We start from the raw sequence: 21,513 nt of genomic DNA, 5'->3' as shown, positions 1-21,513 counted from the left end.
CGTCACGACAGAACGCCGAACGCCTTGGTGAAGAAATCGACGGCGCCGAAGTTGCCCGACTTCAGCGCCAGGGCCACGGTGCGATCGCCGTCGATCGTGGCTGCCGTCCACGGCACGCCCGGATCGATCTCCGGTCCGATGCGCAGGGCGCGCGCGCCGAGCGCGCTCACCACGGCACCCGATGTCTCGCCGCCGGCAACCACCAGCCGGCCGACACCGGCGTCGATCAACCCGCGCGCCAGGCGTGCCATCGCAGCCTCGATGCGCTGGCTCGACGCCTCGACGCCGAACCGCGCCTGCAGCACCTTCACAGCGTCGGGCGTGCCGCTGGATGACACCAGCACCGGTCCCGTCGCCCAACCGGGCCTGCGCCCACGCGAGCGCCGCGGGCACCCCATCGTGTCCTTCGCACAGCGCCACGGTATCGAGGCGCAAGGCGGCGCCACGCTTCTCGAAGTCGGCAATCTGCCCCAAGGTCGCGAGCGAGCAGGAGCCTGCCAGGATGGCGGCATGCCCGCGGGCCGGCGGCAAGGCGGCGGCGTCATCGCGGGCCGGCAGCATGCCGGCGCGGCGGAAATTGTCCGGCAGTCCCATCGCCACGCCCGAGCCGCCGGTCACCAGCGGCAACGCAGCGCAGGCACTGCCGATGGTCATCAGGTCGCGATCGGCCACGGCATCGACGATGGCGTGCGTGATGCCGCCGGCGCGCAGTCGTGCGATCTCGGCGCGCGTGGCCTCGACGCCGGCCTGCACGATGCCGAGCGGAATCAGCCCGACCTTGCGCCGGGTCTGGCGCTGCAGGACGCGCACCAGGCTGGGATCGGTCATCGGCGTCAGGGGATGATGACGCATGCCCGATTCGGAGAGCAGCACCGGACCGACAAACAGGTAGCCGTTGAAGATCGTGCGGCCGTTGGCGGGAAAGGCCGGGCAGAAGATCGTGACATCGCTGGCGAGCGCGTCCAGCAGCGCATCGGCCACGGGGCCGATGTTGCCGGCGTCCGTCGAGTCGAACGTCGAGCAGTACTTGAAAAAGAACTGCCGGCAGCCGCGGTTCTGCAGCGCCTTGAGCGCCTGCAGCGACTGGGCCACGGCGTCGGCCGCCGGGATCGTGCGGCTCTTGAGTGCCACGACAATGGCATCGACCTCGTCGAGCGCGACGGCAGCATCAGGAACGCCGATCGTCTGCACCGTGCGCATGCCGGCCTTTACCAGCATGCCGGCGATGTCGGTCGCACCGGTGAAGTCGTCAGCGATCACGCCCAGCAGCGCCATGTCTGTCTCTCACTGTCACTGTCGTCGTTGCAGCTTGTCAGGCAAGCCAACCAGCGCGCAAGCCCGCATGTCATCCTGAAGGTAGCCTGGGAGCGCGGGCGTCTCGCCCGCTCATGCGTATCTCAGCGCTACGCGCTGATGCGGGCGGGACGCCCGCGCTCCCAGCGCTACGCTGCGCGATGCAGGATATCTAGCCGAAGAAATCGGATATCGCGCCGGCGGCCAGGTCGGGGGCTTCGTAGTGCACGAAATGGCCGGCGAATTCGGCGAACGCCAGTCGGTAGTCGGTGAAGAAGGCGGGCAACTGGTCGGTCCAGACCGCGCGCAGCACGGGATCGCGGCGGCCCCACAGGAAGCGTGACCTGACGCTGATCGGCGATGGAACCGGCGCCGTGCCGGCCATCATGGCGAGGCGGGCGCGATTGACGCTGCGATACCAGTTGAAACCGCCCTGCAGGTTGCCCGGTTTCATGAAGTTGTCGATCCACAGCTCCATGTCGGCATCGAAAGCGTGTTCATCGCCTGCCCAGTGGCGCAGGAAGTGGCCGATATAGAGGCGGCACGCGTCGCGCGATGACCCGACGAGTTCCGCTGCCCACGGCTGCTGGTTGAAGGTCTGGTACCAGATCTCTGGGATGCTCTGCGCATCGGTCCAGCGCCGCCCGATGCCGGGGTAGGGACAGTTGAAGAAGAAGAGCCCGTCGAGTGCCTGCGGCCAGCGGCGCGCGAACGCCTGGGCGGCGTAGGCGCCGACGTCGTGCGAGACCAGGCCGACGCGGTCGAGCTTGAGCGCGTCAAGCAGCGCGTGCAGGTCCTCGGCCAGGATGTCGGGTGTGCAATCCTCCGCCGGCGACATCGAGGTCTTTTCGCTGTCGCCGAAGCCACGCCACTCCAGTGCATAGAGCGTGAAGCGGCCGGCCAACCGCTCCATCAGCGGCCGCCACACGCGCCAGAATTCCGGCCAGCCGTGCAACAGCACCAGCGGCTTGCCGCGGCCGCACGACACGACATGGTGGCGTACACCGTTGGCGGTGACGAAGTCGTCGCGGAAGTCGGTCATGGGCAGCCTCCAAACCTCCTCTGTGTCACCTCTGCACGACTGACCTCAAGAACCGAGGCACGCTGAGGCAATTCTCTCCCTCACGCAATGGGGAGGGAGGAGCGCGTGCTACGGCACGATCAGGCTGACGCGAAAATCGTTGACGTTGGTGCGGGTCGGTCCGGTGATGATCGCATCACCAAGCGCCTCAAAGAAACCGTGGCCGTCATTGTCCGCCAGCCGCGCCGCGGCGTCGATGCCCGTGGCCCGGGCGCGCGCCAGGGTGTCGGGGCCGATCATGGCGCCGGCGATCTCCTCAATGCCGTCGACGCCGTCGGTGTCGGCGGCCAGCGACCAGACGCCAGGCAGGCCCTGAAGATCGAGCGCCAGCGCCAGCAGGTATTCGACGTTGCGTCCGCCGCGTCCCGTGCCCTTGACCTCGACCGTCGTTTCGCCACCCGAGATGATCGCCACGCGACGGCCGTCGGCGACACGCTGCCGGATCAGGGCCGCATGCTCGGCCGCCAGCGCGCGCGACAGGCCCTCGAGCCGATCGCCGAGAATGACGGGATCGAAACCCTCTTGCCGCGCCCTGGCGGCGGCGGCTTCCAGCGCCTTCTGCGGCGTCACGGTCATGACGGTGATGCCGCCAGCCAGGCGCGGGTCACCGGGCTTCGGCGTTTCCTTGATGCGACCGGCCACGCCGTCGTCAAGATGGCGGCGGATCGACTCGGGCGGCGTGATGTCGTGCTTGCGCAGTACCGCCATCGCGTCGGCGAATGTCGAGGCGTCGGCCACGGTGGGGCCCGACGCGATGACGCTGGGATCATCGCCCGGCACGTCGGAGATCAGGTAGGTCGCCACGCGCGCCGGCTGTGCCGCCAGCGCCAGGTGGCCGCCCTTGATCGCCGAGATGTGCTTGCGCACCGTGTTGATCTCGCCGATCGGCACGCTCTTGCGCAGCAGGTCGCGGGTCAGCGCCTGCTTGTCGGCCATGGTGATGCCGTCGGCCGGCCAGGTGAGCAGCGCCGATCCGCCGCCCGAGATCAGGCAGATCACCAGGTCATCGGCACCCAGGCCCTTGACCCGTTCCAGGATGCGGCCAGCAGCGGCGCGGCCGCGCTCGTCCGGCACCGGATGGCGGGCTTCGATGCACTCGATGCGCGACAGCGGCAGCCCATGGCGCTCGCGCGTAACCACCAGTCCGTCCAACGGACCGGACCATTGATCCTCGACCGTCTTCGCCATCGCCGCCGCTGCCTTGCCGGCGCCGACCACCAAGGTACGGCCCTTGGGCGGTGCCAGAGCGACCAGATGCGGCGCCAGGCACTGGCCGGGACTGGCGGCGCCGACGGCGGTGTCGAACAGCGCGCGCAGCAGAGAGAAGGCAGCGTTGCGGTCCATGGGGATCGACAAGGATGGGAGCAGCGACGAACAATGGCATACGGCATCCCGCTCCCGCTGTCATCCCACGGGCGGTGCGGATGACCGCTGGAGGAGCGCAGTGCGATGAAGATGAGAGCCGCCATCCTGACGACCTGTTCGGCGCCGCAGCCGTTTGCCAAGAGCAAACCCCTGCAGATCGCCGAGGTCGACCTCGATCCGCCAGGCGAGGGCGAGGTGCTGGTGAAGGTGGGCGGCGCCGGCCTGTGCCACTCCGATCTCTCAGTGATCAACGGCGACCGGCCGCGTCCGGTGCCGATGGTGCCGGGCCACGAAGGCGCCGGCGAGATCGTCGAGGTCGGCGCCGGCGTGCACGATGTGAAGGTCGGCGACCATATCTGCTTCACCTTCAACGTCAGCTGCGGCCGCTGCCGGCATTGCCTGGAGGGCAGGCCCTACATCTGCGAACGCTCCGTATCGCCACGCGCGGCCGGCACCCTGCTGTCGGGACATCATCGCCTGCATCACGACGGGCAGCCGGTCGGTCACCACTCGGGCGTTTCCTGCTTCGCCGAGTACGCGGTGGTCGACCGCGGCTCGGTCGTTGTCATCGACAGGAGTCTGCCGCTCGATGTTGCGGCCTTGTTCGGCTGCGCCGTGGTGACCGGCGTCGGGGCCGTGGTGAACACCGCGCGCATTCAGCCGGGCAGCACGGTGGCGATCGTCGGGCTGGGCGGTGTCGGCCTGAGCGGCCTGATGGGGGCCGTGCTGGGTGGTGCCGCGCGCATCGTCGCCATCGACCTGTCGGATGAGAAGCTGGGGTTGGCACGGCAGCTGGGCGCCACGGATACCGTCAACGCCCGCGACGCCGATCATGTCGCCCAGGTCCGCGACATGACGGGCGGTGGTGTCGACTACGCCTTCGACCTCGCGGGCACGATCAAAGCCATGGAGACGGCATACGCGGTCACGCGATGGGGCGGCACCACCGTGAGCGCCGGTCTGTCGCCGATCAGTGCTGACTTCACCTTCAAGCAGAGCGGGCTGGTGAGCGAGGAGAAGACCATCAAGGGCAGCTACATGGGGAGCTGCGTGCCGGTGCGCGACATCCCGCGCTTCATCGCGCTCTATCAGCAGGGCAAGCTGCCGGTCGACCGCATGGTGAGCCAGCGCGTGACGTTGGACCAACTCAACGAAGGCTTCGACCGCCTGCAGGCGGTGGCCACGGTCCGGCAGTTGCTGGTGCCGCACCTGCGCCACTGACCGGGACGCCTTCCCATGCATTCGCTGCTGTCGGTGGGCGATCCGCCGCCGTTCGCCACGGTCAATCCGGCCGGCCGGCTTCCGCTGCTGCTGTTGTGCGACCATGCCGGCAAGGCGGTGCCGTCCGCACTCGGGAGCCTGGGCATTCCCGAGACCGAACTGGCGCGGCATATCGGGTGGGACATCGGGGCGCTCGATGTCGCCACCGAACTGTCGGCCGTGCTGGATGCGCCGCTGGTTGCCTCGACCTATTCGCGCCTGGTGATCGACTGCAACCGCTGGCCGGGCGGCGAGGGCTCGATCCCCGAGACCAGCGACGGCACTCCGGTGCCGGGCAATACCGGCCTTAGCGAGAGCGGTATCCGGGCGCGCGCCGATGCCTGTTTCTGGCCCTACCATAACGAGGTCGAGCGCTTGATCGCCGACGTCGCCGCGCGCGGCGTGAAGCCGGCGCTGTTCGTCGTGCACAGCTTCACCCCGGTGATGGCGGGCGTGCGGCGCCCCTGGGAGCTCGGTGTGCTGTGGCGCACCGACGAACGCCTGCCGGTGCCGTTGCTGTCCGAACTGCGCAAGTTGGACGGCGTGCTGACGGGTGACAACGAGCCGTACTCGGCCCGCGCCAGCTACGAATATACGTTGACGGCGCACGCCGATCCGCACGGCCTGCCGCACTGCTCTTTGGAGATCCGGCAGGACCTGATCGGCACGCGCGACAGTGCCGTGGCGTGGGCGCGGCGCCTGGCCGCGCCGGTGCGTGCGGCAGTCGCGGCGGCGCTCGATAGCCGGACTAAGCCACCCTTAAGCCCGGCTAACGTTGAATTCCGACAGTGCGGCTGATATGAGTCGCGTCCTTATTCCCGTGAGGTCACAACAGCGTTCATCCTCTGGCAGCCTGGGCTGTGATGGCTTGCCGTCGGGTGACTGTTCTCGAAGCGTAACCTATGGAGGCTGCCAATGCCGCTCAGGATCAATGACGAAGCGCCCAACTTCACGGCCGAGACCACGCAGGGTACCATCACCTTCCACGACTGGATCGGCAACGGCTGGGCGATCCTGTTCTCGCATCCCAAGGATTTCACGCCGGTCTGCACCACCGAGCTCGGCTACATGGCGGGCCTGAAGGGCGAGTTCGACAAGCGCAATTGCAAGATCGTCGGCCTCAGCGTCGATCCCGTCGATGACCACGGCCGCTGGGCCAAGGACATCGAGGAGACGCAGGGTCATGCCGTGACCTACCCGATGATCGGCGACCCCGAGCTGAAGGTCGCCAAGCTCTATGACATGCTGCCGGCCGATGCGGGCGACACGTCCAAGGGTCGCACGGCGGCCACCAACGCCACGGTGCGCACGGTCTTCCTGGTCGGTCCCGACAAGAAGATCAAGATGTCGCTGACCTACCCGATGAGCACCGGCCGCAACTTCGACGAGGTGCTGCGCGTGCTCGACTCGGTGCAGCTCACCGCCAAGCACCAGGTGGCGACGCCGGTGAACTGGAAGCAGGGCGAGGACGTGATCATCGTTCCCGCCGTCTCCGACGAGGACGCCAAGAAGAAGTTCCCCGGCGGCTGGAAGGCGATCAAGCCCTACCTGCGCATCGTCCCGCAACCGCGCGACTGACGTTGTTGTCTTTCCTGGGAGCGCGGGCCTCCGGCCCGCTCATAGCTTGATGCGGGCGAGACGCCCGCGCTCCCAGGGATCCTAAACCCACCCTGCGTCCTTGATCGCCGTGACGTTGGCGCGGCTGACGGGGATCTTCAGACCGTTCTTCAACACCAGGACCAGGCGCCGGCCGTCCCGTTCGGTCCCGGCCACGGCGGCGCGCGCCACCCAGTAGGACCGGTGCACCTGCAGGCCCTCCAGCCCCGCCACGTCGGCCAGCGCATCGCTCATGCGATGCAGGATCAGGTCGTTGCCGCTGCTGGTGTGGACGCGCAGATAGTGGTCTTCCATCTGCAGCGCCCACAGATCGCCGCGCATCTCGGGCTTTACCCGCTTCAGCAGGGCGGTGCCATCAGGGCCGGCCGGTGCCGGCGGCGTCACGGGTGACGCCGGCGCCTTGAGCCGGGCCCGGAGCAGCACACCGGGAACCGTGACCGCCAGGGTCAGCACCAGCACCTTGGTGAAAATATCGACCAGGCTGCTGGCGGCATGGTCGTTGCTCCGCAGCACATACTCGAGCAGCGCGACCTCGGCGGTGGCCGGCACGCTGGCCAGCAGCGACGCGCCGGCGGCCAGCGCCGGCAGCGACCAACGGTCTTGGGTGAGCCGTGCCAGCAGCGCCAGTGCCCCCAGCACCTGCAGGCAATTCACCACGAAGATACTGACCCAGTAAGCCAGCCGGGGCAGCGGCGCCATGTCAGAGAACGTTCCGAACGGGCCGAGGAAGGCGCACAGCACCCCCAGGCCGGCGAAGCTCAGGACATACCAGGGCCACCCCGTCAGCGCGTCGCGAGCCGACAGCGTGCCGAATGACGCGTGCCATTGGCGCTTCGCGAATGGGATGGACACGGTTTGGCGAAACCCGCGCCACCATTGGCGAAGCCACCATTGGTCGCCGTGCGATCGATCCGTAAACCCGGCCATGGCCTCAACAAAGGGAAGCTTCATGTCATCTTACCGCAGGGTTGCAGTTGGTGTCGTCCTTGGCGTGCTGGCGGGTGGACCAGCCTGCGCGGCCGATCTTGACCTCAGCGTCACCGACCTGCGCGACGCCAACGGCCGGGTGATGATCGCGGTCTTCAATGCCGCGACAACGTTCCTGAAAGATGACCAACAGGTTGCGGCGGCCATCCTGCCGGCCAACGGCGCGGCGGTACGGGTTGTCTTCGACCTGCCGCCGGGGCGCTACGCGGTATCGGTGTTCCATGACGCCAACCGCAACGGCAAGCTCGACAGCAACCTGGTCGGCATGCCCACCGAAGGCTACGGCTTCTCGCGCGGCGCGCGCGGCACGATGGGGCCGCCGGCGTTCGACGCCGCCGCATTCGATCTCCCTGCTGGCGGTACCCGCCAGCCGATCAAGCTGGGGTACTGACATGACCCTGACCCGCCGCCAGGCGTTACTGGCCGGTTCCGCCACGCTGCTCGCCGGTTCCGCGCGCGCGGCGGCCCCTGACGACTGGTCGGCCGCTTTCCGGGCCGCCCTGAAAGAGCAGCCGTCGCTGCTGGGGTATGTCAGCGCGCCGCCGCAGTTGGACTGCGCCGAGCTCACCATCGAGGGGCGGTGGCCGGCCGAACTCGCCGGCACGTTCTACCGCAACGGTCCGGCGCGCCACGATGTCGGCGAACTGCGCTACCATCACTGGTTCGACGGTGACGGCATGATCCAGGCCTTCCGCATCGGCGATGGCCGCATCGCCCATCGTGGACGGATGGTGCAGACCGACAAGTACCGGCGCGAGATCGCGGCTGGGCGGGCGCTGGAGCACACGTTCGGCACGTCACTGCCCCAATTGGCGCCGCCGACCAGCGCCGCCGCGGTAAACGTCGCCAACATCAACGTCATCAGCCATGCCGGCAGGCTCATGGCGCTGTGGGAAGCGGCGGACGCCTACGGCATCGACCCGCAGACATTGGATACGCTGGGACCGGTCGTCTGGCGCGATGATCTGAAAGGCATGCCGTTCAGCGCCCACCCGCGTCAGGAGCCTGACGGCACGCTGTGGAGCTTCGGCTATGCGCCGCAAGCCGACCTGCTGGTGCTGTATCATATCGGCGCCGACGGCACGCTGAAGGCGGCCAAGGCGCTGCCGGTACCCGACGTCGGCATGGTGCATGATTTCATGGTCACCGAACGGCATCTGGTGTTCCTGCTGCCGCCGATCCACTACGACCGCGACAAGGTCAGAGCGGGCCTGGCGTTTGTCGACTGCTATGTCTGGCGGCCGGATCAGCCCGCGCGTGTCCTGGTGGTCGACAAGAATTCACTCACGGTCACGCGGCGGCACGAGCTGCCGGCGTGCTTCGTGTTCCATTACGGCAATGCCTTCGAGGAGGCCGACGGCACGATCCGCTTCGACTGCGTGCACCATCCCGATCCGCGGGTGATGACCGAGACCACGCGGTACGTCATGCGCGGCGAGGCGCGGCCGTCGCCGGCCACCGCGACCATGCTGGTGCGGCTGGGCCCGTCGGGCACCACCGACACCCGGATGCTGGCCGGCGGCGTCGAGTTCCCGCGCGTCGATCCGCGGCGGGTCGGTCGGCGCCATGGCCGCGTGTGGAGCGTGTTGCTCGACAGCCTGGTCGGCGCACCCAGCGCCGGTGTCATCCGCTGGGACCTCGAGGCCGGCACGTCCGACAGCCACCGCTTCGGCCCTCAGATCCTGGTCGAGGAGCATGTCTACGTGCCTCGCCGGGATGGCGCGGAAGGCGAGGGCTGGTTGCTGGGTACTCACCTCGACGCCAGGGCCGGCGTCACCCGCCTGGCGGTGTTCGACGCGCTCAAGCTCGCGGCCGGACCGCTGGCCGTGGCCAGCCTGCCCTATCCGCTGCCGCTGGGCCTGCACGGCAATTTCGTGCCAGGCTGATAGGGCCGCCGCCCAGGGAAAGGGTAAGCTTGACGGCGGTCAGGGTCCTCTCTATCGCTTTTTGCATCGACGGTCCCCGCCAGGGGACAAGGGAACGCCGTACGGTCTTCGGACCCAATCGGCGGCTGTGCCCGCAGCTGTGAGCGGCGAGCGCAGGTCCATCGTGCCACTGGGCCCCGGCCCGGGAAGGCGGACCTGACGCGGCGACCCGCAAGCCAGAAGACCTGCCGTCGAGAGCGTCGTCTTCCCCCGGACGGGAACATCCGATGGGACGGTCATCCGCACGATGACGCGCCGGTGCGTGTCTATTGCTTGCGGAGATCCGTTTGATGACGTTCGATTCTGGTTACTGCCGTCGTCCCAGATGCCTGACCCTGACATCTGCCTGGGCGATCACGGCGGCGTTCGCGACGGCAGCCCAGGCCCGGCAGGCGCCCCCGACCGTCCTGCCCGAGACGGTCGTCACGGCCGATCGCACACCGGTGCCGGCCCAGCAGGTCAGCGCCTCGGTGACGGTCATCACGGCGGCGGATATCGAGCGCCTGCAATATCGGACGCTCAACGATGCGCTGGGCGCGATCCCCGGCACCACGGTGGTTCAGTCCGGCGGGCCGGGCAAGGCCACCAGCATCTTCCTGCGCGGCACCAATGCCAACCACACCCTGGTGCTGGTCGATGGCGTGCGGGCCGGTGACCCCAGCCAGATCAACGGTGCGCCCAACTTCGCCCACTTCCTGCTCGACAATGTCGACCGCATCGAAGTGGTGCGCGGGCCGATGAGCACGCTCTACGGCTCCGATGCCGTCGGCGGCGTGATCAACCTGATCACCCGCAAGGGCAGCGGCCCCTTGAAGGCGACGGCGTTCGCCGAATACGGCAGCTTCAATACGCTCAACGCCGGCGGCGCCGTGCGCGGATCCGAGGGGCGCTTCAACTACAATCTCGCCGTGCAGGGCACCACGACACGCGGCTTCTCGGCTGTGCCGTCACGCTACACGGTCGGTGTCAAGAACGAGGATGACGGCTACCGCAACCTGTCGTTCAACGGTCGCTTCGGCTTCGACCTCGCCGACAATTTCCAGCTGTCGCTGTTCTCGCGTCTCGGCTGGTCGCGCACCCAGTACGATGCGTTCCTGAGCGAGGATCCCAATCTGCGCGAGCGCGCGCGCCAGATCTCGCAGCGCCTGCAGGCCGACTGGCAGCTGTGGGACGGAAGGTGGAAGCAGACCTTCGGCGTGTCGTTCGTGCAGGTGAACCGGCGCGACCTCGACGGCACCGACGCCATCAACGGCGTACCGTTCGCGCCCGACAACCGCAACCGCGGCCGGCGCTGGCAGTTCGACTGGAAGAACGACGTGCGCCTCTCGGACGAGATCGGCGTGGTGTTCGGCCTCGATGCCGAGCGCATTTCGCTGCGCACGCGTCCCAGCCGGATATCCGAGTCGACGGGCACGATCGGTGGCTATGTCAATCTGCGCTGGACTCCGACCGAGGCGTTGTCGCTGACCGCGGGCGGCCGCCTGGAGCATCATGACGATTTCGGTACCGCCGCGACGTTCCGGGTCGGCGGCACCTACGCCTTCAAGGAAACCGGCACGCGCCTGCGCGGCGCCTTCGGCACCGCCTTCAAGGCGCCCAGTCTCGATCAGCTCTTCCTCGATTTCCCGTCGTTCGGTTTCTTCGCCAACCGCAACCTGAAGCCCGAGCGCAGCATCGGCGGCGAGATCGGCGTCGACCAGAGCTTCTGGGGCGGGCAGGTGAAGGTCGGCGTGACCCTGTTCCGCAACGACATCCGCAACCTGATTGCCAGCACGGCGCTGGCGTCGCAGGACCCCGCCTGCAATTTCGGCTGCACGACCCTGGCCAACATCGGCAAGGCGCGCACGCAGGGCGTCGAGGCTTCGCTGGAACTGCGGCCGTGGGAAAACTTCTCCTTGCGCGTCGACTATACGTACACGGATGCGAAGGACCGCAAGACGCATGAGCCGTTGGTGCGGCGGCCCCGCCATGCCGTCGACATCGCGGCCAACTGGACACCGTTGCCGCGCTGGAACCTGGGTGCCGAACTGACGCATCGCAGCGGGCGTACCGACCGCGACTTCTCCCAGTTCCCCTCGCCGATCACGCATCTGGAGGCGTATCGCACGCTGCGGTTCACCACCAGCTACGACATCACTGACGGCGTGAAGGTGTTCGGCCGGGTCGAGAACATCTTCAACAAGAACTACGACAGCCCGCTGGGCTTCCAGACGCCGCATGTCGGCGGCTATTTCGGCGTACGCGTGTCGTTGTAGCATCAGGCCCTCTCCGGCCAGCGGAAGAGGGATGGGCCCATGGCGCGCCGCGCCAGGGGAGGGTGAGGGATCAAGGTCGAGGTCTATGTGATCGAGCGGCACACGATACAGCAGAACAAGACGTCGTCCTTGAGCCCTCATCCGGCCGTCGCGATGCGACGGCCACCTTCTGCCGCTGGCGGGAGACGGAAAGCGGCGTGCCTCCTGTCGCTCCTCGTGCTCTTGTTCGCCACGCCCGTCGCCGCCAGCGAGCCGCCGGCACGGGTCGTGTCGATCAATCTGTGCCTGGATCAACTGGTCCTGGCGCTCGCCGCGCCGGGCCAGGTCGTCGCCGTCAGCGACATGGCGCACGATCCCCACCTGTCGGCGCAATGGCAGGCGGCGCAGGCGTTGCCCGCCGTGCGCGTGCGTGTCGAGGAGATCCTCGCCCAGCGGCCCGATCTGGTGTTCCTCGATGCCTTTGCGCCATCCCATGTCGTCGGCCTGCTGAAGCGTGCCGGCGTGCGGCTGGCTCAGTTTCCCGAAGCGTCGACGTTCGACGACGGCGTGGCACGTGTGCGGTCGCTGGCGACAGCGTTGGGACGACCGGAGGCCGGCGCAACATTGGCGCAGCAGATGCAGGAACGACGGGCCGCGCCGGCCGATGGCGAGCATCGACCGCTGGCCGCGGTCTGGCAGGCCAACGGCTTTTCCGTCGGCCGCGGCACGTTGCAGGACGATCTGCTGCGGCGCGCCGGCTTTCGCAACCTCGCCGCCGAACGCAGCGCCGGTCCCTTCGAGCCGCTGCCGCTGGAGGCCCTGGTGCGCGCGGCGCCCGAGCTGTTGATCCTCGAAAGCCCGGCCAGCGATCGGCCGTCGCTGGCTGAAGCCCTGATGACCCACCGTGCCGCGCGCCAGGCGTTTGGCACAACGCGAACGCTGGTGATGCCGCATAGCCTGTGGCTGTGCGCCGGTCCGCAGAACGTGGCGGCGCTGGATCGCCTCGCCGCGGCACGTCGTTCGCTCGAGCGCCGCCGATGACGCCGTCGCGTCGATGGACCTGGGCGCTGGTCGCGGCACCCGTGGCGGCGCTGGCCATGATCTCGATCGTGGTTGGCCCGGCCGGCCTGCCCTGGGGCACGGCGATCCGGGACATCCTGTCGGGACACGACAGCGTGCCGGCGCTGATCCTGCTTGAGATCCGGCTGCCCCGTGCGCTGCTCGGTGCCGTGGTCGGTGCCGCGCTGGGCATGGCAGGCGCCGCCATGCAGGGCTTGCTGCGCAATCCGCTGGCGGAACCCGGTGTGCTGGGTGTCTCGGCCTGCGCGGCGTTCGGGGCTGTGATCGCGTTCTACAGCGGCCTGGTGCGGCTTTTTCCCGGCGCGCTGCCGATCGCCGCGATCCTGGGTGCGCTGCTGGGCACGGCGGCTTTGTTCGCCTGGGCCGGTCGTGGCGCCACGGTGGCGACGCTGCTGCTGGTCGGCGTGGCGATCAATGCGCTGGCCGGCGCCGCCACTGCGTTCGGCCTGGCGCTGTCGCCCAACCCCTATGCCTTCTACGAGGTGATGTTCTGGTTGATGGGCTCGCTCGCCGATCGCAGCCTCGATCATGTGGCGATCGCGCTGCCGTGCGTAGCGCTCGGCGCCGTGCCGCTGCTGTTGATGCGCCGCCGCCTGGACGGCTTGTCGCTGGGCGAGGAGACGGCGCTGGCGCTGGGCATCGTGCCGTCGGCGGTGGCGCGCTGGATCGGACTCGGTACAGCGCTGGCGGTGGGTGGTGCCGTGGCGGTATCGGGCGTGATCGGCTTCGTCGGCCTGATGGCGCCGCACGCCATCAGGCCGTTCGTCGGCTATCGGCCCGGCGCCACACTGATCGCGTCGGCCGGCGCCGGCGCGGCGCTGACCCTGGCGGCGGATATCGCTGTGCGCTTGCTGCCGACGGGACGGGAACTGCAGCTGGGTGTGATGACGGCGCTGCTGGGGGCACCGTTCCTGGGTTGGCTGGCGGTGCGTCGCCGCAGCAACGGCGCGGCAGGCACGTCGTGGCTCTGATCGCGCAGGGCCTGCGGCGGGCACTGGGTCGCAGGCTGGTGCTTGACGCTGTCGACGCTGAGATCGCGGCCGGTACGATCACAGGGTTCGTCGGCCCCAACGGCGCCGGCAAATCGACATTGCTGCGGATCCTGGCCGGCATCGACACGCCCGACGCCGGCACCGTGCACCTCGACGGCGCGCGGGTGCAGTCCTTCACGCCATCGGCGCGAGCGCGGCGCATCGCGCACCTGCCGCAGGTCGCGCAGCCGCAGTGGCCGTTGTCGGGCCGCGACGTGGTGACCCTGGGACGCCTGCCGCACGGCGCCGGCTTCGACCGTTTGTCGCCGGCCGACGCGCGCGCGGTCGATCGCGCCATGGCCCGGACCGGTACGGCGGCGTTCGCCGACCGAAGGCTCGACCAGTTATCGGCCGGCGAACGGGCGCGTCTGATGTTGGCTCGTGCGCTCGCCACGGAAGCGGACGTGCTGCTGGTCGACGAGCCGACCGCGGCGCTCGATCCGGCCTATCAGATCGAGGCGATGACGGCGCTGCGCGCCGAGGCCGATCGCGGTGTTGCCGTGGCCGTGGCCTTGCACGACCTCGCGCTGGCAGCACGCTTCTGCGATCGTCTCCTTCTGCTGGCCGGCGGCAAGGCGCTGCGCTTCGGCGCGCCGTCGGACGTGCTGACGCCCGCTGCGCTGAAGACAGCCTACGGCGTGACGTTTGCGCTGGTGGCGTTCGAGCAGCACGATCTACCGATACCGGTATCGCGGCCCACGCTTGCGGGTTCTAGTGATCCGAGCCGTGCAGGATGACGTCGCGCAAACCGGTATCGTAGGCCACACCTGCCGCCGTCAGTGTCGGTGTATCGATCATGCCGTTGGGAACGACCAGGCCCTTGCGGGCCAGGGCGATGTAAACCGATGGATTGTGCAGGCCGGTGGCATCGCTGCTCATCACCACGCGGCGACCGACATGGAAGTGATTGCCGTGCGGCTGGGGCAGGGAAGAGATGGTGACGTTGCCGGTGGCGTCGTCGGTAAGGGCAATCTCGGGATAGCGCGCCAGCTCCTGCAGCAGGGTGAGCGTCCTGAGCTGCAGGCCGTTGAGGTTGAGGGGATTGAGCTTCTTGGCCATTGCGTGCGGTTCCGTTGCGCGAAGCTGGCTGCCCAGCCGAGAAATACAGGCATTATACTAGTGCATCGGCGCAAACCATCAATCCGTGGCCAACGGCCGCCGGCTACAGCCGGGTCGATGATTTGCCCTCGACCACGATCCCGATCAGCAACAGACTGATTGCCGCCAGCACGGCGCAAGCAGCGGTTACCGAGAACAGAGCGCTGTGCGACCAGCCCTGGGCCAGCAACATGCCGCCGACCATGGGGACCAGGGTTGCGCTGATGCGTCCGCCGATTCCCTGGCTCCAGCCGATGCCGGTGGCGCGCGCGGCCGTCGGATAGTATCGCGCGGCGAGCGCCGTCAGCGCAGCCTGTCCACCGACGACGAAAATCCCGCACACGAAGACCACGACGAACACCAGCGGCGCCATGGCCATCGCCGGGGCGATCAGCAGGATCGCGACCGCAGCGACGAGGAGTCCGGGCGCGAGCACGCGGGCAAATCCGACGCGGTCGATGAGCCATCCCAGGACCAGCATGCCGACAAGGCCGCCGGCGTTCAGGATGGCGATCGCACGGCCGATGGCGGCGAAGGTGAAATCGGCGCTCCTGAGGGCGAACGGCAGCCAAGTGGCCAGGGAATAAGCGACCGCCAGAAGGGCGAAATGGGCGAGCCAGATCAGCAGGGTTCCGCCCGCACGGCCGGCGTCGAAAAGGTGCGCCACCGGTACGCCGCCGACCGGCTCGTTCGCCAGTACGAAACGCGTCTGGTCGCTGAGCGGCAAGGTCGGATCGAGGCGATGCAGCAAGGCGCGGATTCGGCCGGCGTCCTTGCGCTGGGCGACCAGGAACTGCACCGACTCCGGCAGGAACAGCAACATCAGTCCGGCGACGACCATTGCGGCGGCACCGGCGGACAGGAAGACAAAGCGCCATCCGTAGGCATCGGCGAGGATCGCCGACAGGGTCGACCCCAGGAACGTCCCGATGATCAATCCGCACCATATGATCATGACGACGGTCGCGCGGACGCGCCGCGGCCAGTATTCGCTGACCAGGGCGACAGCACCCGGCATGAGTCCACCCAGGGCCAATCCGGTGATGAAGCGTACCAGGAACAGCTGGCCGACACTCGTCACGAACGAGGCTGCCAGCATGCCGACAGCGGACAAGGCGAGCACGCCGATCAGCACAGGCCGCCGCCCCAGTTTGTCGGCCAACAGACTGAACAGCAGCACGCCCACGATCAGGCCCATCGCGCCGGCCACGGCCACCGTGCCCACCATGGTGGGAGTCATGGCCAGGTCGGCCATCAGCGCCGGTGCGAGGGCGTTCATGGCCTGGGTGGCGAAGCCGTCGATGATCAGGCAGAGGGCGCACAAGACGAAGACGCCAACCCGGGTAGCCCCCAGCCGGCCATGATCGATGACGGCCGAAACGTCCAGATCATGACCTGCGGTCATCGTGTGGGTCCCTTTCGACCTTGCCGATCCATGCCATGCCGCCGATATGAAGGCCGACGAGACCACGTCCCAGGTGCTGCGAAGATCGTCATGTCATAGCGTAAGAGAAGGCGATACGCTGCCCTTTCAAGGTTCATTGGACTGAAAGAAAAAAGCAGACATATCAATCCGTTGTGGCCGTTGCGCCGACAGAGGAGAGGTGTGATGGACGTCAAGACCCGGACCGAGCTCGAGGCCGCCGCTTTTCGCCGGCTGGTCGATCATCTGCGCGAACGTACCGATGTGCAGAACCTGGATCTCATGAATCTCGCCGGCTTCTGCCGCAACTGCCTGTCGCGGTGGTATCGCGAAGAGGCCGCCAAGCAGGGCGTCGAGATCCCCGATCCCAAGGCGCGCGAGATCGTCTACGGCATGCCCTACGACGAGTGGAAGACGAAATACCAGAGGGAAGCCTCGGCCGAGGGCAAGGCGCAGTTCGAGAAGAGCTTCGCCGCCGCCGAGCAGAAGCACAAACACGGGTAAGGCAACCCCGCGTCATGGCGAGGGCAGCCCCTCCGTCATTCCGAGCGTAGCCCCTCCGTCATTCCGAGCGTAGCGAGGAATCTTTCAGCGGACATCGACCAGACAGCCCTGAAAGATCCTTCGCTGCGCTCGGGATGACAACGGTGCGGCCAAGCGCGGCCTTACCCCCGTTATCCCCATCATTCCCGTCACGCTGTCATTGAACCGACACCGGCTGCGCGCCTAGGGTCGGCGCTCCCCGTGGTCCTGTTGGGCGAGGAGCGTTATGCCGGACGGCAGCCCCATGAAGCAGAAACCCTCCAACATTGCTGCCGATCGGCTGAAGTCGTTCGTCGAGCGAATCGAGAAGCTGGAGGAGGAAAAGAAGGCGATCGGCTCCGACATCCGCGACGTCTACAGCGAAGCCAAGGGCACCGGCTTCGACGTCAAGACCATGCGCACGCTCATCAAACTGCGGAAGATGGATAGCGCCGAGCGTGACGAGCAGGAAACGCTGCTCGACGTTTACAAGCAGGCATTGGGGATGATCTGACGATCAGGCCGGTCATCGCGCCTCAGCGTACGCGCGTCCAGGTCTGTGATCGGCCGAACAGCGGCACGCCGACATAACCGCGCAGCAACAGGGTACCGTCGGCCTGAAGCTTCAGGTTGGCGCGATAGGTCTTGCCATCCTCGGCGCTGTAGATGGTGCCGTCCTCGAAGATGTTGGGGTCGCTGGTCGGCTTGAAATCATAGAGAAACACCAGGTCGAGCAATCGACGAGTGCGCTGCGCCGGGTCGGGATTGCGGAAATCGACGGCCTGCTCCGCGGCCACGGGCTTGCCGTCCGGTCCGTGGGGATTGAGCAGCTTCGCCAGCCGCCCGCACACCGGTCCGCGACCTTGCGCCGCGCACGACCAGATCTCGACATGCGCGTTCTTCGATTCGAGAAGCCAGACGCCGTAGACCGACGGGCCGGCAGCCCGTGATGGGCCGTCGGCGCTGATCGCGCCCGCTGCCAGTCCAAGAACGGCAACGCTTACCCGGATTGTTGCCCGTGGCCACATCACGGCCTCCTGTTCGACTGAAGACTCTCGTTCGCGGAGTCGGTTCCTTCGGGCCTAGGCAGCGGCGACTGCAGCAGAACGCAGCCGCGCGAGCTGCAGCAGCGACACAACGTGCACGACGATCCACAGCGGCACGGCGAAGGTCGGTATCAGGCTGAGTGGAAACGCCCCCATGTCAGCCCCGGGGCTGGCGCTGGCGAAAAAGCCGAGCGCGGAGGCGCTGGTCAGTACGCCGGTGCCGATCGCGCCGACGAAATCAACCAGCCCGGCAACGTTGAGCCAGAGCACCTGGCGCTGCCATCCCGGCGACTGTCGGGCGATCGCACGCACGACAAATGGTGCCGCCAATCCCACCGCGAGATCACCCACACCGGCCGGATAGGCGAACAGGCCGGGCAGCATCTCGAAACTGAACAGCACCAGGAACATGCCGCCGATCACCCGCCAGCCCTGCAGGGCGGTCAGCAGACGCAAATCGATCGACAGCGCGAAGGAGCGGAAGCGGCGGGATCCACGATAGGCGATCACGAAGGCGAGCGGCGGCGTCAACAGCGCCACCAGCAGCGCAAGAGGCGGCTCGGAAGGCGATCCGCGAAAGACATTGGCGGTTCCCGTGATCCAGGTGATCGCAAGCCAGAGGGCGACCGCGACGACGACGGCACGGGCCATGCCTCGATCTTGCGCCGCTCCGGTCGTCGCGTTGCCCGATGGATCGCTCATGACCGCTTTCGATGCGGTTGCCGACAATGGATTCACGGTCTGCTCCTGCGGTCTTCGATTTCGATGGGGGATGATATAGGTGCATATACACCTATATGGACCGACTCTGACCCTGGTGCCTGACAAGTATGGTCATCATACTTCTATTTTGCAAGTGGGCACTATCGAAAACGAAAACGAACTGATAGGGTACAGCCATGAAGCGGTACAAGCAGTTCTGTTCCGTGGCCCGCGCGCTGGACGTCGTTGGCGATCGCTGGGCGCTGCTTGTCGTCAGGGAACTTCTGCTCGGACCGCGGCGCTATTCGGACCTGCTTGAAGGACTGCCGGGGATCGGCACCAACGTGCTGTCCACCCGCCTGAGGGATCTGCGGGCGGCGGGCATCGTGGTCCATCGCCGGACACCCAAGCCGACCCCGGCGACGGTGTATGAACTCACGGCCGATGGGCGGGACCTGCGATCGGTTGTGGACGCGCTGGTCCGATGGGGCGCGCGCCGACTGACAGCGCCTGACACCGACGATATTCTCGATCCCCGGTGGTTCGTCGGCTCGCTCGCAGCGCTCATCGACGGAAAGACTCTCGTCGAAGGCACGACCTATCGGCTCGATGTCGACGGCGCCCCGTTCACGCTCGACGCTCGGGGTGGCGATATCGCCGCGAGCCACGGCCCACCGCCGGCTGCGACGGCGACGCTGAAAGGAACGCTGCGCGATTTCTTCAATGCCACCCGGGGCGACAAGACCGCGGCCCGGCGTCTTGTCGTCGAGGGCGACGTTCGTGCCGCCAACAAGCTCCTTGCGGCGATGACGGGTGCGGCCACCAGAACAACCTAGAAAACCAGGCGCCCGCTCAGCGCACGGGTGTCCAGGTCTGCGACTTGCCGAACATCGGCACACCGACATAGCCGCGCAGCAAGAGCGTGCCGTTGGCCTGAAGCTTCAGGTTGGCGCGATAGGTCTTGCCGTCTTCGGCGCTGTAGATGGTCCCTTCCTCGAAGGTGTTGGGGTCGCTGGTCGGCTTGAAGTCGTAGAGGAAGACCGCGCCCAACAGGCGACGGGTTCGTTGTGCCGGGTCGGCGTTGCGGAAGTCGACGGCTTGCTCCGGCGGCACCGGATTGCCGTCCGGTCCGCGCGGGTTGAGCAGCTTCGCCAGCCGCCCGCACACCGGTCCACGCCCCTGCGCGGCACAGGACCAGAGCTCGACATGGGCGCTCTTCGTTTCAGTCAGCCAGAGGCCGTAGATCGCCGGGTCGGCGGCCGATGTCGGGCCAGCGATCAGGCCGGCGGCCAATCCCAGCACGGCAGCCCACATGCGGCTCTTGGCCTGTCGCCCCATCACAGCCTCCCGTTGATTTTGTCTTTCATGCCGCGCGCAGGATAGGAGCGCACGACGCGGAAACGCAAAATGTTTCGGAAGAAGGCGACGCCGGATATCAGTACCAGATCGCCATCGGCAGGCCGAACCTGTCGCGACCGATCGTCCCTGGCAGACGCGTTGCGTCGCCGCCCTGAATGAGCAGCGCCGTGCGACAGACCGCGGCGGCATCCAGGGCATCGTCGATGCCGGCGGCGGTCGCGCGCAGCCCGGTCTCCTGGCGATAAGCCGTCCAGGCCTTGGCCGCGGCACCGAACCCGTGCCGCGCCAACAGCTGCTGCCGCAGACGTTGTCCCTCCGCCGTGCGCTTGGGCGCCAGAGCCGGCTGGCTGTCGTTCATGCGCATGAACGCCAGTTCCGGGTGGGCCTCGAAGACGCGCTCGACCAGGGCTGGGCGCGATCGCAGCAAGGCATCGAGTTCGCGCATCTTGGGAAACAGATGAAACGCCTGGCGGGTCAGGCCGACACCGTTTGGTCCGCTGCGGCGATTGATGGCGCTGGCGTCGGCATGCGTCGTGGCCTCCAGCGCGCCGCGGCAGGGCGTTGGAAACACCGATGACGTCTTGCCCACCAGCAGGCCGCGCGCGTCCCGCTCGCAGGGGCGGCCGCCGTGTTCGGCACAATCGGCGAAGCCCGTCGGCATATCGATGGCGACGATGCTTGGCTGCTCTTCGGCATCGACGACTTCGGCCAACCTCAGCGCGAAGTGAAAGCGCCAGGTCCCGGACTCGACGTGTCTGAGGACGGCGATCCACCCAGCACGACAGCCGTCCACACCGGCGACCCAGGCTTCTTTTCCCTGGGAGCGCGGGCGTCCCGCCCGCATCTTATGTCCCCGGTGTACGGCCGAAGCCGCGACGTCCCGCACTGCTCCAGAGCCATTCGTCCGCATCGTGTGCAAGTCCAGCTTTGACTGGGTTGTGCTCAATGTAGTGTATCGACGTTTCGAAATGTCCCTGGTCCCGGATGTAACGATCGAAATAGTCGGGAGCCCAAAAGGACCCCTCTCTTTCAAGAATGGCATTTGCGCGTTTCGCCGTGAACGATTTCCAGCTTTGCACGATGGCGGATAGACCGTTGCCCTCCAGTGGCTCGATCAGAGCGTGGACATGATTGGGCATGATGCACCACGCCAACATGCGGTAGCGACCACCATCAAAGTACAGCAGAGCCGCTTGGACGAGTCCGGCAACACGCGCCTCGCGCAAGGCACAGGCGCCCATGCCTGCATCAAGGGTTGCATCGGCCATCTTGCGTCGGCCACGTGGGTCAGGCGCTTGATCAAGCACGTATGACGGCAGGCTGTCGGCCAGGCGAAAGATCACCGACTGAATGACGTTGGCAGCATCGAAATGGGGGAGATAGCCGCGTGAATGCCAGCCCTTGTGTGGATTGGGTTCGGTCATCGTGGTTCGTCCTGCTCGTTATGCAGGGTATCGCGATGACCTGGTCGTTTCTACAACCGATAGTTT

Annotated in this window: 22 protein-coding genes, 1 pseudogene and 1 riboswitch; of the genes and pseudogenes, 12 read left to right on the top strand and 11 right to left on the bottom strand. The window is 67.3% G+C overall.

Annotation, left to right across the window (positions count from 1 at the left end):
• Positions 1–2: 2 nt before the first annotated feature.
• The 3 genes and pseudogenes from otnK to FQU96_RS26720 form a co-directional block, all read right to left on the bottom strand.
• Positions 3–1,275 (bottom strand): annotated as a pseudogene (otnK, locus tag FQU96_RS26730) (3-oxo-tetronate kinase).
• Positions 1,276–1,465: 190 nt separating this feature from the next.
• Positions 1,466–2,335 (bottom strand): alpha/beta fold hydrolase, encoded by an 870-nt coding sequence (locus FQU96_RS26725; protein ID WP_146544423.1) that lies wholly within the window; start codon positions 2,333–2,335, stop codon positions 1,466–1,468.
• Positions 2,336–2,443: 108 nt separating this feature from the next.
• Complete coding sequence (locus tag FQU96_RS26720; protein ID WP_146544422.1) at positions 2,444–3,718, bottom strand: glycerate kinase; 1,275 nt, start codon at positions 3,716–3,718, stop codon at positions 2,444–2,446.
• A gap of 105 nt (positions 3,719–3,823) precedes the next feature.
• Between FQU96_RS26720 and FQU96_RS26715 the strand changes: the two genes are divergently transcribed.
• The 3 genes from FQU96_RS26715 (at position 3,824) to FQU96_RS26705 (ending at position 6,577) form a co-directional block, all read left to right on the top strand.
• The gene (locus tag FQU96_RS26715) at positions 3,824–4,960 is read left to right on the top strand and encodes a zinc-binding dehydrogenase (RefSeq protein WP_146544421.1); all 1,137 of its coding nucleotides are present in this window, start codon (positions 3,824–3,826) and stop codon (positions 4,958–4,960) included.
• A 15-nt stretch (positions 4,961–4,975) separates the two neighbouring features.
• Complete coding sequence (locus tag FQU96_RS26710) at positions 4,976–5,797, top strand: N-formylglutamate amidohydrolase (protein WP_146544420.1); 822 nt, start codon at positions 4,976–4,978, stop codon at positions 5,795–5,797.
• 117 nt (positions 5,798–5,914) lie between these two features.
• On the top strand, positions 5,915–6,577 hold the full coding sequence (locus FQU96_RS26705) for a peroxiredoxin (protein ID WP_146544419.1): 663 nt from the start codon (positions 5,915–5,917) through the stop codon (positions 6,575–6,577).
• 81 nt (positions 6,578–6,658) lie between these two features.
• Here FQU96_RS26705 and FQU96_RS26700 read toward each other — a convergent pair whose 3' ends face one another.
• Positions 6,659–7,468, bottom strand: a complete 810-nt coding sequence (locus FQU96_RS26700) for a LytTR family DNA-binding domain-containing protein (protein WP_178130723.1) — start codon at positions 7,466–7,468, stop codon at positions 6,659–6,661.
• A gap of 97 nt (positions 7,469–7,565) precedes the next feature.
• Here FQU96_RS26700 and FQU96_RS26695 point away from each other — a divergent pair, with 97 nt between their 5' ends.
• The 6 genes from FQU96_RS26695 (at position 7,566) to FQU96_RS26670 (ending at position 14,610) form a co-directional block, all read left to right on the top strand.
• Positions 7,566–7,994 (top strand): DUF2141 domain-containing protein, encoded by a 429-nt coding sequence (locus FQU96_RS26695; RefSeq protein WP_146544417.1) that lies wholly within the window; start codon positions 7,566–7,568, stop codon positions 7,992–7,994.
• Between the two features lies 1 nt (position 7,995).
• On the top strand, positions 7,996–9,489 hold the full coding sequence (locus FQU96_RS26690; RefSeq protein WP_146544416.1) for a carotenoid oxygenase family protein: 1,494 nt from the start codon (positions 7,996–7,998) through the stop codon (positions 9,487–9,489).
• 53 nt (positions 9,490–9,542) lie between these two features.
• Positions 9,543–9,736, top strand: a riboswitch (cobalamin riboswitch).
• An 82-nt stretch (positions 9,737–9,818) separates the two neighbouring features.
• A complete protein-coding gene (locus tag FQU96_RS26685; RefSeq protein WP_146544415.1) occupies positions 9,819–11,783 on the top strand; it encodes a TonB-dependent siderophore receptor in 1,965 nt (654 codons plus the stop codon).
• A gap of 216 nt (positions 11,784–11,999) precedes the next feature.
• Positions 12,000–12,803, top strand: a complete 804-nt coding sequence (locus FQU96_RS26680; protein WP_178130722.1) for an ABC transporter substrate-binding protein — start codon at positions 12,000–12,002, stop codon at positions 12,801–12,803.
• On the top strand, positions 12,800–13,813 hold the full coding sequence (locus tag FQU96_RS26675) for an iron ABC transporter permease (protein WP_146544413.1): 1,014 nt from the start codon (positions 12,800–12,802) through the stop codon (positions 13,811–13,813). Before FQU96_RS26680 ends, FQU96_RS26675 begins: the two co-directional genes overlap by 4 nt.
• Complete coding sequence (locus FQU96_RS26670) at positions 13,804–14,610, top strand: ABC transporter ATP-binding protein (RefSeq protein ID WP_146544412.1); 807 nt, start codon at positions 13,804–13,806, stop codon at positions 14,608–14,610. The genes FQU96_RS26675 and FQU96_RS26670 overlap by 10 nt, the downstream gene beginning before the upstream one ends.
• Here the strand turns inward: FQU96_RS26670 and FQU96_RS26665 are convergent.
• The gene (locus FQU96_RS26665; protein WP_146544411.1) at positions 14,585–14,932 is read right to left on the bottom strand and encodes a hypothetical protein; all 348 of its coding nucleotides are present in this window, start codon (positions 14,930–14,932) and stop codon (positions 14,585–14,587) included. The genes FQU96_RS26670 and FQU96_RS26665 overlap by 26 nt on opposite strands.
• A 103-nt stretch (positions 14,933–15,035) precedes the next feature.
• Positions 15,036–16,376, bottom strand: a complete 1,341-nt coding sequence (locus FQU96_RS26660; RefSeq protein WP_146544410.1) for an MFS transporter — start codon at positions 16,374–16,376, stop codon at positions 15,036–15,038.
• A 204-nt stretch (positions 16,377–16,580) separates the two neighbouring features.
• Between FQU96_RS26660 and FQU96_RS26655 the strand changes: the two genes are divergently transcribed.
• A complete protein-coding gene (locus FQU96_RS26655; RefSeq protein WP_146544409.1) occupies positions 16,581–16,898 on the top strand; it encodes a DUF1244 domain-containing protein in 318 nt (105 codons plus the stop codon).
• 283 nt (positions 16,899–17,181) lie between these two features.
• The gene (locus tag FQU96_RS26650; protein WP_178130721.1) at positions 17,182–17,430 is read left to right on the top strand and encodes a DUF2312 domain-containing protein; all 249 of its coding nucleotides are present in this window, start codon (positions 17,182–17,184) and stop codon (positions 17,428–17,430) included.
• 22 nt (positions 17,431–17,452) lie between these two features.
• Here the strand turns inward: FQU96_RS26650 and FQU96_RS26645 are convergent, their stop codons facing one another.
• Positions 17,453–17,944, bottom strand: a complete 492-nt coding sequence (locus tag FQU96_RS26645) for a DUF2147 domain-containing protein (RefSeq protein WP_146544407.1) — start codon at positions 17,942–17,944, stop codon at positions 17,453–17,455.
• A gap of 54 nt (positions 17,945–17,998) precedes the next feature.
• The gene (locus tag FQU96_RS26640) at positions 17,999–18,613 is read right to left on the bottom strand and encodes a hypothetical protein (protein ID WP_178130720.1); all 615 of its coding nucleotides are present in this window, start codon (positions 18,611–18,613) and stop codon (positions 17,999–18,001) included.
• Between the two features lie 275 nt (positions 18,614–18,888).
• On the opposite strand from FQU96_RS26640, the gene FQU96_RS26635 reads away from it, so the two are divergent.
• Complete coding sequence (locus tag FQU96_RS26635) at positions 18,889–19,500, top strand: winged helix-turn-helix transcriptional regulator (RefSeq protein WP_218574874.1); 612 nt, start codon at positions 18,889–18,891, stop codon at positions 19,498–19,500.
• A gap of 16 nt (positions 19,501–19,516) precedes the next feature.
• Here the strand turns inward: FQU96_RS26635 and FQU96_RS26630 are convergent, their stop codons facing one another.
• From FQU96_RS26630 to FQU96_RS26620, 3 genes are all read right to left on the bottom strand, one after another.
• Positions 19,517–20,002 carry a DUF2147 domain-containing protein gene (locus FQU96_RS26630; protein ID WP_178130719.1) on the bottom strand — a complete coding sequence of 162 codons (486 nt, stop codon included), beginning with the start codon at positions 20,000–20,002 and terminating at the stop codon, positions 19,517–19,519.
• 97 nt (positions 20,003–20,099) lie between these two features.
• On the bottom strand, positions 20,100–20,867 hold the full coding sequence (locus tag FQU96_RS26625) for a DUF429 domain-containing protein (protein WP_178130718.1): 768 nt from the start codon (positions 20,865–20,867) through the stop codon (positions 20,100–20,102).
• Position 20,868: 1 nt separating this feature from the next.
• Positions 20,869–21,447 carry a transposase gene (locus tag FQU96_RS26620; protein WP_146544402.1) on the bottom strand — a complete coding sequence of 193 codons (579 nt, stop codon included), beginning with the start codon at positions 21,445–21,447 and terminating at the stop codon, positions 20,869–20,871.
• Between the last annotated feature and the right edge of the window lie 66 nt (positions 21,448–21,513).

Source organism: Reyranella sp. CPCC 100927, from assembly GCF_007859315.1.
Lineage (GTDB): Bacteria > Pseudomonadota > Alphaproteobacteria > Reyranellales > Reyranellaceae > Vineibacter.
Note: the sequence above shows the minus strand (reverse complement) of the source record. Positions and strands in the feature narration are given on the sequence as shown.

Coding starts and splice junctions, on each gene's coding strand:
- FQU96_RS26725 (WP_146544423.1), bottom strand. CDS start 2,335: ATGACCGACTTCCGCGACGACTTCGTCACCGCCAACGGTGTACGCCAC.
- FQU96_RS26720 (WP_146544422.1), bottom strand. CDS start 3,718: ATGGACCGCAACGCTGCCTTCTCTCTGCTGCGCGCGCTGTTCGACACC.
- FQU96_RS26715 (WP_146544421.1), top strand. CDS start 3,824: ATGAAGATGAGAGCCGCCATCCTGACGACCTGTTCGGCGCCGCAGCCG.
- FQU96_RS26710 (WP_146544420.1), top strand. CDS start 4,976: ATGCATTCGCTGCTGTCGGTGGGCGATCCGCCGCCGTTCGCCACGGTC.
- FQU96_RS26705 (WP_146544419.1), top strand. CDS start 5,915: ATGCCGCTCAGGATCAATGACGAAGCGCCCAACTTCACGGCCGAGACC.
- FQU96_RS26695 (WP_146544417.1), top strand. CDS start 7,566: ATGTCATCTTACCGCAGGGTTGCAGTTGGTGTCGTCCTTGGCGTGCTG.
- FQU96_RS26690 (WP_146544416.1), top strand. CDS start 7,996: ATGACCCTGACCCGCCGCCAGGCGTTACTGGCCGGTTCCGCCACGCTG.
- FQU96_RS26685 (WP_146544415.1), top strand. CDS start 9,819: ATGACGTTCGATTCTGGTTACTGCCGTCGTCCCAGATGCCTGACCCTG.
- FQU96_RS26675 (WP_146544413.1), top strand. CDS start 12,800: ATGACGCCGTCGCGTCGATGGACCTGGGCGCTGGTCGCGGCACCCGTG.
- FQU96_RS26665 (WP_146544411.1), bottom strand. CDS start 14,932: ATGGCCAAGAAGCTCAATCCCCTCAACCTCAACGGCCTGCAGCTCAGG.
- FQU96_RS26660 (WP_146544410.1), bottom strand. CDS start 16,376: ATGACCGCAGGTCATGATCTGGACGTTTCGGCCGTCATCGATCATGGC.
- FQU96_RS26655 (WP_146544409.1), top strand. CDS start 16,581: ATGGACGTCAAGACCCGGACCGAGCTCGAGGCCGCCGCTTTTCGCCGG.
- FQU96_RS26650 (WP_178130721.1), top strand. CDS start 17,182: ATGAAGCAGAAACCCTCCAACATTGCTGCCGATCGGCTGAAGTCGTTC.
- FQU96_RS26645 (WP_146544407.1), bottom strand. CDS start 17,944: ATGTGGCCACGGGCAACAATCCGGGTAAGCGTTGCCGTTCTTGGACTG.
- FQU96_RS26640 (WP_178130720.1), bottom strand. CDS start 18,613: ATGGCCCGTGCCGTCGTCGTCGCGGTCGCCCTCTGGCTTGCGATCACC.
- FQU96_RS26630 (WP_178130719.1), bottom strand. CDS start 20,002: ATGGGGCGACAGGCCAAGAGCCGCATGTGGGCTGCCGTGCTGGGATTG.
- FQU96_RS26625 (WP_178130718.1), bottom strand. CDS start 20,867: ATGCGGGCGGGACGCCCGCGCTCCCAGGGAAAAGAAGCCTGGGTCGCC.
- FQU96_RS26620 (WP_146544402.1), bottom strand. CDS start 21,447: ATGACCGAACCCAATCCACACAAGGGCTGGCATTCACGCGGCTATCTC.